Source organism: Streptomyces sp. McG3, from assembly GCF_018619185.1.
Lineage (GTDB): Bacteria > Actinomycetota > Actinomycetes > Streptomycetales > Streptomycetaceae > Streptomyces.
This window is the reverse complement of record NZ_JAAXYC010000395.1, coordinates 1-6,119: the sequence shown is the minus strand read 5'-3', so window position 1 is coordinate 6,119 and position 6,119 is coordinate 1. Positions and strand designations below refer to the sequence as shown.

General features: G+C 73.8%; 7 protein-coding genes. 4 read left to right on the top strand and 3 right to left on the bottom strand.

The annotated features are described in order from the left end of the window. Positions 1-14 precede the first annotated feature (14 nt). From HET64_RS35220 to HET64_RS35210, 3 genes are read left to right on the top strand one after another with little or no spacing between them, the layout of a single operon-like run. Positions 15-1,730 carry a diacylglycerol kinase family protein gene (locus tag HET64_RS35220; protein ID WP_215111312.1) on the top strand — a complete coding sequence of 572 codons (1,716 nt, stop codon included), beginning with the start codon at positions 15-17 and terminating at the stop codon, positions 1,728-1,730. After that, on the top strand, positions 1,730-2,683 hold the full coding sequence (locus HET64_RS35215; protein ID WP_215111311.1) for a YihY/virulence factor BrkB family protein: 954 nt from the start codon (positions 1,730-1,732) through the stop codon (positions 2,681-2,683). Before HET64_RS35220 ends, HET64_RS35215 begins: the two co-directional genes overlap by 1 nt. Position 2,684: 1 nt before the next feature. Then, a complete protein-coding gene (locus HET64_RS35210) occupies positions 2,685-3,521 on the top strand; it encodes a phosphatase PAP2 family protein (RefSeq protein ID WP_215111310.1) in 837 nt (278 codons plus the stop codon). Here the strand turns inward: HET64_RS35210 and HET64_RS35205 are convergent. Continuing rightward, complete coding sequence (locus tag HET64_RS35205; RefSeq protein WP_215111309.1) at positions 3,515-4,021, bottom strand: hypothetical protein; 507 nt, start codon at positions 4,019-4,021, stop codon at positions 3,515-3,517. The two genes, HET64_RS35210 and HET64_RS35205, sit on opposite strands and share 7 nt — an antisense overlap. A 267-nt stretch (positions 4,022-4,288) precedes the next feature. Between HET64_RS35205 and HET64_RS35200 the strand changes: the two genes are divergently transcribed. Continuing rightward, entirely contained in the window at positions 4,289-4,531 is a 243-nt protein-coding gene (locus HET64_RS35200; protein ID WP_215111308.1) for a DUF6411 family protein, read from the top strand. Positions 4,532-4,623: 92 nt separating this feature from the next. Here HET64_RS35200 and HET64_RS35195 read toward each other — a convergent pair whose 3' ends face one another. Together HET64_RS35195 and HET64_RS35190 are read right to left on the bottom strand one after the other, a co-directional pair. Then, on the bottom strand, positions 4,624-5,613 hold the full coding sequence (locus HET64_RS35195; RefSeq protein ID WP_215111307.1) for an aldo/keto reductase: 990 nt from the start codon (positions 5,611-5,613) through the stop codon (positions 4,624-4,626). Positions 5,614-5,816: 203 nt separating this feature from the next. Continuing rightward, on the bottom strand, positions 5,817-6,119 hold a 303-nt coding region (locus HET64_RS35190), incomplete at its 5' end, for a 2'-5' RNA ligase family protein (RefSeq protein WP_285801938.1).

The following is a 6,119-nucleotide window of genomic DNA, read 5'->3' as shown; positions in this document are numbered from 1 at the left end:
GCTCGGAGAGGTGTATAAGAGACAGCAGCGGCACCGCGCGGGCGGCGGCCCGGGTCGCCGCCTTCGCGGTCTGCCAGGCGGCCCTCGTGGCAGGGGCGGGTCTGCTGATCACCGGGCCGGCCCATGAGCTGTGGCCGATGACCGCGGAGGACAACCTCGTCGAGGCGCTCGAAGGCGCACGCACCGCCACGCTCACCACGGCCTCCACGATCGTCTCCGCCCTGGGGGACACCGGCACGGTGGTGGGCCTCACCCTGCTGGCCTGCCTCGCCCTGGTCGTGGTGCCCCGGCTGCCGCTGTGGCGCGAGACCGTCTTCCTCGCCGCCGCGGTGTCCCTCCAGTCGGCGGTCTTCCTGCTGATCACCGCCTCCGTGGACCGGACGCGCCCGGACGTGGAGCGCCTGGACGACTCACCGCCGACCTCCAGCTACACCTCGGGGCACACCGGGGCCGCCACCGCCCTCTACGCCGGCCTCGCCGTCCTGGTCCTGTCCCGGGTCCGCTCCCCGTGGCGGGCGCCCCTGGCCGCACTCCTGCTGCTCGTTCCGCTCCTCGTGGGGCTGGCACGGCTCTACCGCGGCATGCACCACCCGACCGACGTGGCCGGAGGGCTGATGAACGGCTCGCTGTCCCTGCTCGTCGTGGGCCGGGCCGCGCTCGCCGGGCACTCCTGGGCGGCGCGGCCCCCGGCCGACGCGATGGACATCGCCGTGGCCGCCGCCGAACGCCGGCCCGCCCCCGTACGGAAGCACGCCGCCGTCATCGTCAATCCGACGGTGACCGACGCCGCGACCCGTGACCGGCTGCGGCTGGTGCTGGCCCAGCACGGTTACCACGACACCCCGTTCATCGACACCACCGCGCAGGACCCCGGCGGCGGCCAGACGGCCGGGGCCCTGCGCGCGGGGGCCGAGCTGATCGTCGTCTGCGGTGGCGACGGCACGGTCCGCACGGTCGCGGACGCGCTGGCCGGCACCGGTGTCCCGCTGGTCCTCGTACCGTGCGGCACCGGCAATCTGCTGGCCCGCAACCTCGGACTGCCGCTCGGCCCCGCCGACGCCCTGGCGGCCGGCCTGACCGGCGAGCCCCGCACCCTGGATCTCGGCCGGATCGAGGGGGACGGGTTCCCCGCCGTCCACTTCACGGCGATGGCCGGGGCCGGGCTGGACGCGGCCATGCTGGAGGAGACCTCCGACCGCGCCAAGTCGGCCCTGGGCTGGCCCGCGTACGTACTGGCCGGGGCCAAGGGGCTGCGCGCTCCCCGGATGCGGCTGACCGTCAGCCTGGACGGCGGCCCGGAGCTGCACCGCACCGCACGGATGGTCCTCATCGCCAACATCGGAACGGTCCAGGCGGGCGCGGCGCCGGTGCCCGCCGCAAGGCCCGACGACGGGCTGCTGGACCTCGCGGTCTTCGACCCCCGGGGCGCGGGCGGCTGGCTGCGCGCGGCCGGGGTGCTGCTCCGCGGCGGCGGAAGAGGCGGGGACGCGACGAAGGAGCCCGGCGCGAACCGTCCGGTCCCGGGCGGCCGGGAGACGGCAGGGACCTCCCGGGCCGCGGACTCCGCCCGGGGCCCCGTCGAGTTCCACACCTTCCGCCGTGCCGAACTGTCCTTCACCCGGCCGCAACCGCGCGAGGTCGACGGGGATCCGGTGGGACCCGGCCTGCGCCTCGCCGCCGAGGTCAGGCCCGGGGCCCTGACCGTCCTGCTCCCCGCCCGGGAGCGGTGATGGGGACGGCGACCCGGGTCCCGGTGACCCGCGACATGAGCGGGGACGAGCTGTCCGGCGACGAGGCCCTCGCGGCCCTGCGCCGGTACGGCCGCTGGCCGCTGGTGCGCGACGCCTTCGTACGCTTCCGGTACGCCGACGGCTTCAGCCACGCCCGCGCGCTGGCCCTGCAGACGATCCTGGCGATCATCCCGCTGGTGATCGCCTTCGTCGGCCTGTCGGCGGAGCTGCACACCGAGAGCGTGGGCCGGCTCGCCGAGCTCACGATCCACGGCATCAGCGAGGGCCCGAGCGCCGGGGTGGTGGACGATGCCCTCAGCCGCAACCAGCGGAGCGACGGCGACGGGCCCGAGGTCGCCCTCTGGCTGGGGCTCGCCTTCTCCCTCGCCAACGTCACCACCGCCATGTGTCAGATCGAGCGGGGGGCCAACCGGATCTACGGGGTGGAGCGGGACCGCGTCTTCCACCACAAGTACCTGCGCGGGCTGGTGATGGCCCTGAGCGCCGGCATCCCGCTCGGTATCGGGTCCGTGATGATGGTGGCCGGCGGAGACCTCGTCGCCGCCGCGGCCTCCGTGTACGGTCTGGGCGACACCGCCCGGGAGACGCTGACCCTGCTGCGCTGGCCGCTGGGATTCCTGCTCGCGCTGATCTCGGCGAGCGCGATCTTCCGCCGCTCCCCGCGCCGTCGCCAGCCCGGCTACACCTGGCTGGCGTTCGGGGCTGCCGTCTACCTCGCCCTCTGGACGGTGCTGACCTGGCTCCTGAGCCTCTACCTCGGCGTCAGCGGCTCCTTCGACACCGTCTACGGGCCCCTCAGCGCGTTCATGTCGCTGCTCCTGTGGGCCTATCTCACCTCCGTAGCCCTCTTCGTCGGGCTGTCCTTCGCCGCCCAACTGGAGGCCGTCCGGGCCCGCAGGCCCGGACCCGTCACCGCCGACCCGGGAGCATGACGTGCCACGATCCCTCTCCGAACAGCCCACCCCGGAACCGCACGGTGCGGGGCCCCGGGCCGAGCAGGACCGGACCCGCCGCGCCGACCGCCGCCTCGGCGTACGACTGCTGGCGGCGGTCGGGGCGGGCGCGGTCGCGGCGGTGCCGTTCGCGCTGCTCGTGGTCCTCGTCGAGGGAACGTGGCCGCCGCTCCAACGCCTGGACGCCGGTGCGGCCCGCCGGCTGCACGAAGTGGCCCTGGAGCACCCGGGGTGGACGGCCACGCTGCGCGTCCTGTCGGACTGGGTCTGGGACCCCGCCACGCTGCGCACGGCCGTCGCCCTGCTCACGGTGTGGCTGCTGTACCGGCGGGCGTGGCGGCTGGCCGCGTGGGCCGCGACCACCGCGATCGGCGGCGCGCTGACCGGGGTACTCGCCAAGGTCGTGGTGGAGCGGGCCAGGCCCTCGCTCCAGGACCCGGTGGCCCGCGCGCCCGGCTACTCGTTCCCCTCGGGCCACGCGATGACGGCCGCCACGTCGTGCGCCGTGCTCCTGCTGGTGCTGCTGCCGCTGGTGCCGCGCAGGTGGCGGGGGCTGTGCTGGGGAGTGGCGGGGATCTCCGTCCTGGGCGTCGGCTTCACCCGGATCGCGCTCGGCGTGCACTGGTTCAGCGACGTCATCGGCGGATGGCTGCTGGGGGGCGCGGTCGTCGTCCTCACCGGCTGGGCCTTCGAGGCCTGGCGGAAGGACGCCGGCCGCCGCCGCACGGACGCGTCCGAAGGCCTCGAACCCGAGCTGGTGGACGAGCACCCGGAGCCCGAGGCGTACGGCACCCGGCGCGGCCCGCGGGATCAGTAACCCTGGCCGACCAGGAAGGAGTCGAATTCCAGCGTCAGTGACCGGGCCTCGGAGAGGTGCGCCTCGCTGTCCCCGTCGACCAGCACGAACACGCAGACGCCCTGTTCCGTCCGGACGACCCACATGGCGCGGTCGCCCTCGCGCAGCAGCGCGAGCTCCAGGTCACGCCCGGTGACGGCATCGGAGACCAGCTCCCGGCTCTCGCGCTGCCAGGGCCTGCCCGCGATCCACAGGCCACGGGGGTGGACGGCCTCCTCGCACACCGTGCACAGGGCCTCGACGTCGTCCGGCCCCCCGCTCCCGGGACCCGTGCCGCCGGCCCCCGCGGCATGCGCCATCGACCGGAAGTACGGCCACCCGTCCTCGTCGCCGCGCCCGACGACGGCGAAGAACCCCGCCTCGGCGGAGAACGCCGCGGCGGCCAGGACCGGAGATCTCTCCTCGCCGAGAGCCAGATGCGTGCGGAGAACGTCGTCCCACTGTTCGGTCACCGGAGACATCGGTGCGTCCTTTCGTCGGCTTCCGCCGGACCGTCGTTACGGCCTCGGCACTGGTCGGCCCCCGGGCAGAGGCTCGGCTCCCTCCCGGCGACCCAGCTTCTCCTGCCCGGGTATCCCCTTGTCAGACCGTTTCCGCCCTCCCGCGGAAGGACACGGCCGGCACCGCCCGAAGGCGCCCCGCGACGGGGCGTTGGGTTCGAAAGCCGTCTGCGGGGCACACGGCGCAGACACCACCCGCGAACAACAGCACCGTGAAGAGGAGTTGCCATGATCGTCGTAGGAATTATCGCAGTCTGTGTCGTTCTCGCCGTACTCGCCTTCTTCGTTCCGCGGCTCTCCCGCCGTCCGGAGCGCGGTACGCAGCGCACGCTCGGCCTGGGCTCCCGCGCGGGCAGCAAGGCGCCCGGCGTCCTGGGCCGCCTCTTCAGCAAGCCGTTCCGCAGCAGCTCGAAGGCGGTCGGCAAGAGCGGCTCGGCCGGCCGACGCACCCGCGGCCACATGCCGTTCTGAGTGACACCGACGAACGAGTCCGGCCCGCGACGGAAGAACAGGGGGCCTCCCGTCACCGTGACGGGAGGCCCCCTGTCATGTCGCTCACACCCCTACCAGGCGAAGGCCTCCGGAGAAGGACCCGGGCCCGGGAAGATCTCGTCCAGGCCCGTGAGCACGGCCTCCGGGAGGTCCAGTTCCAGGGCGCGCAGGGCGCTGTCCAGCTGGTCGGCGGTGCGCGGGCCGACGATCGGGCCCGTGATGCCGGGGCGGGTCAGCAGCCAGGCCAGGGCCGCTTCGCCGGGTTCCAGGCCGTGCTTGTCGAGCAGGTCCTCGTAGGCCTGGAGCTGGGACCGGGTGGCGGGGTCGGCCAAGGCGTCGGCGGCGCGGCCCGAGGCGCGGCGGCCGCCCTCGGTCGTCTTCCTGATGACGCCGCCCAGCAGGCCGCCGTGCAGCGGCGACCACGGGATGACACCGAGGCCGTAGTCCTGCGCGGCCGGGATGACCTCCATCTCGGCGCGGCGCTCGGCGAGGTTGTAGATGCACTGCTCGCTGACCAGGCCGAGCGAACCCCGTCGGGCGGCCTGCTCGTTGGCCTGGGCGATCTTGTAGCCGGGGAAGTTCGAGGAACCGGCGTACAGGATCTTGCCCTGCTGGACCAGGACGTCGATCGCCTGCCAGATCTCGTCGAAGGGCGTGCTCCGGTCGACGTGGTGGAACTGGTACAGGTCGATGTGGTCGGTCTGGAGACGCTTGAGCGAGGCGTCGACCGCGCGCCGGATGTTCACGGCGGAGAGCTTGTCGTGGTTCGGCCAGGCATCGCCTTCGGCGGCCATGTTCCCGTACATCTTGGTGGCCAGGACCACCTTGTCCCGCCGGCCGCCGCCCTGCGCGAACCAGGTGCCGATGATCTCCTCGGTGCGGCCCTTGTTCTCGCCCCAGCCGTAGACGTTGGCCGTGTCGAAGAAGTTCAGGCCCGCGCCGAGCGCGGAGTCCATGATGGCGTGGCTGTCCGACTCGTTGGTCTGCGGGCCGAAGTTCATCGTCCCGAGGACGAGCCGGCTGACCTTGAGTCCCGTGCGTCCGAGCTGTGTGTACTTCATGACGCCCCAGCCAACTCCTTCGAGTCCACTCCAGGCAAGTACCTGTCCCGGACGCGCCGGACGGGCACGGCTTCCCGGCGGTCCGCCGGTATCAGCCGCCCAGGGCTGCCCCCACGGCGACGACGACGAACATCAGCACGAGCACGGCCGCCATGATGCGGTTTCTGGTCTTCGGGTCCACCCTTCGAGCGTAACGGCACCGCTCACCGGCCGAGCGCCCAGGCCCGCACCGTCTCGTAGCGCGGCCGCTCCCCCGGCACCCCGGACACCGGCGGGACGCTCCGTACGAGACTCAGCTCACCGGCCTCCCAGCGTTCCCCCTCGAACCCCGCCAGCGCCGCGGTGAAGGGTCTCAGGTCCGCCTCGCCCCGGCTCCGGGCCAGTGTGAGGTGCGGGGTGTAACGGCGGTGCTCCTCCATCGGCAGCCCGGCCCGCCGGGCGGCGGCGTCGGCGCGCTCGGCGAGCAGCCGCAGCGTGTCGAGCCCGCCCGCCGCCCCGGCCCACAG

Bases quoted from the DNA above. Each gene is read 5' to 3' on its own strand.
- HET64_RS35200 (WP_215111308.1), top strand. From the start codon at position 4,289: ATGATCGTCGTAGGAATTATCGCAGTCTGTGTCGTTCTCGCCGTACTC.
- HET64_RS35195 (WP_215111307.1), bottom strand. From the start codon at position 5,613: ATGAAGTACACACAGCTCGGACGCACGGGACTCAAGGTCAGCCGGCTC.
- HET64_RS35215 (WP_215111311.1), top strand. From the start codon at position 1,730: ATGGGGACGGCGACCCGGGTCCCGGTGACCCGCGACATGAGCGGGGAC.
- HET64_RS35205 (WP_215111309.1), bottom strand. From the start codon at position 4,021: ATGTCTCCGGTGACCGAACAGTGGGACGACGTTCTCCGCACGCATCTG.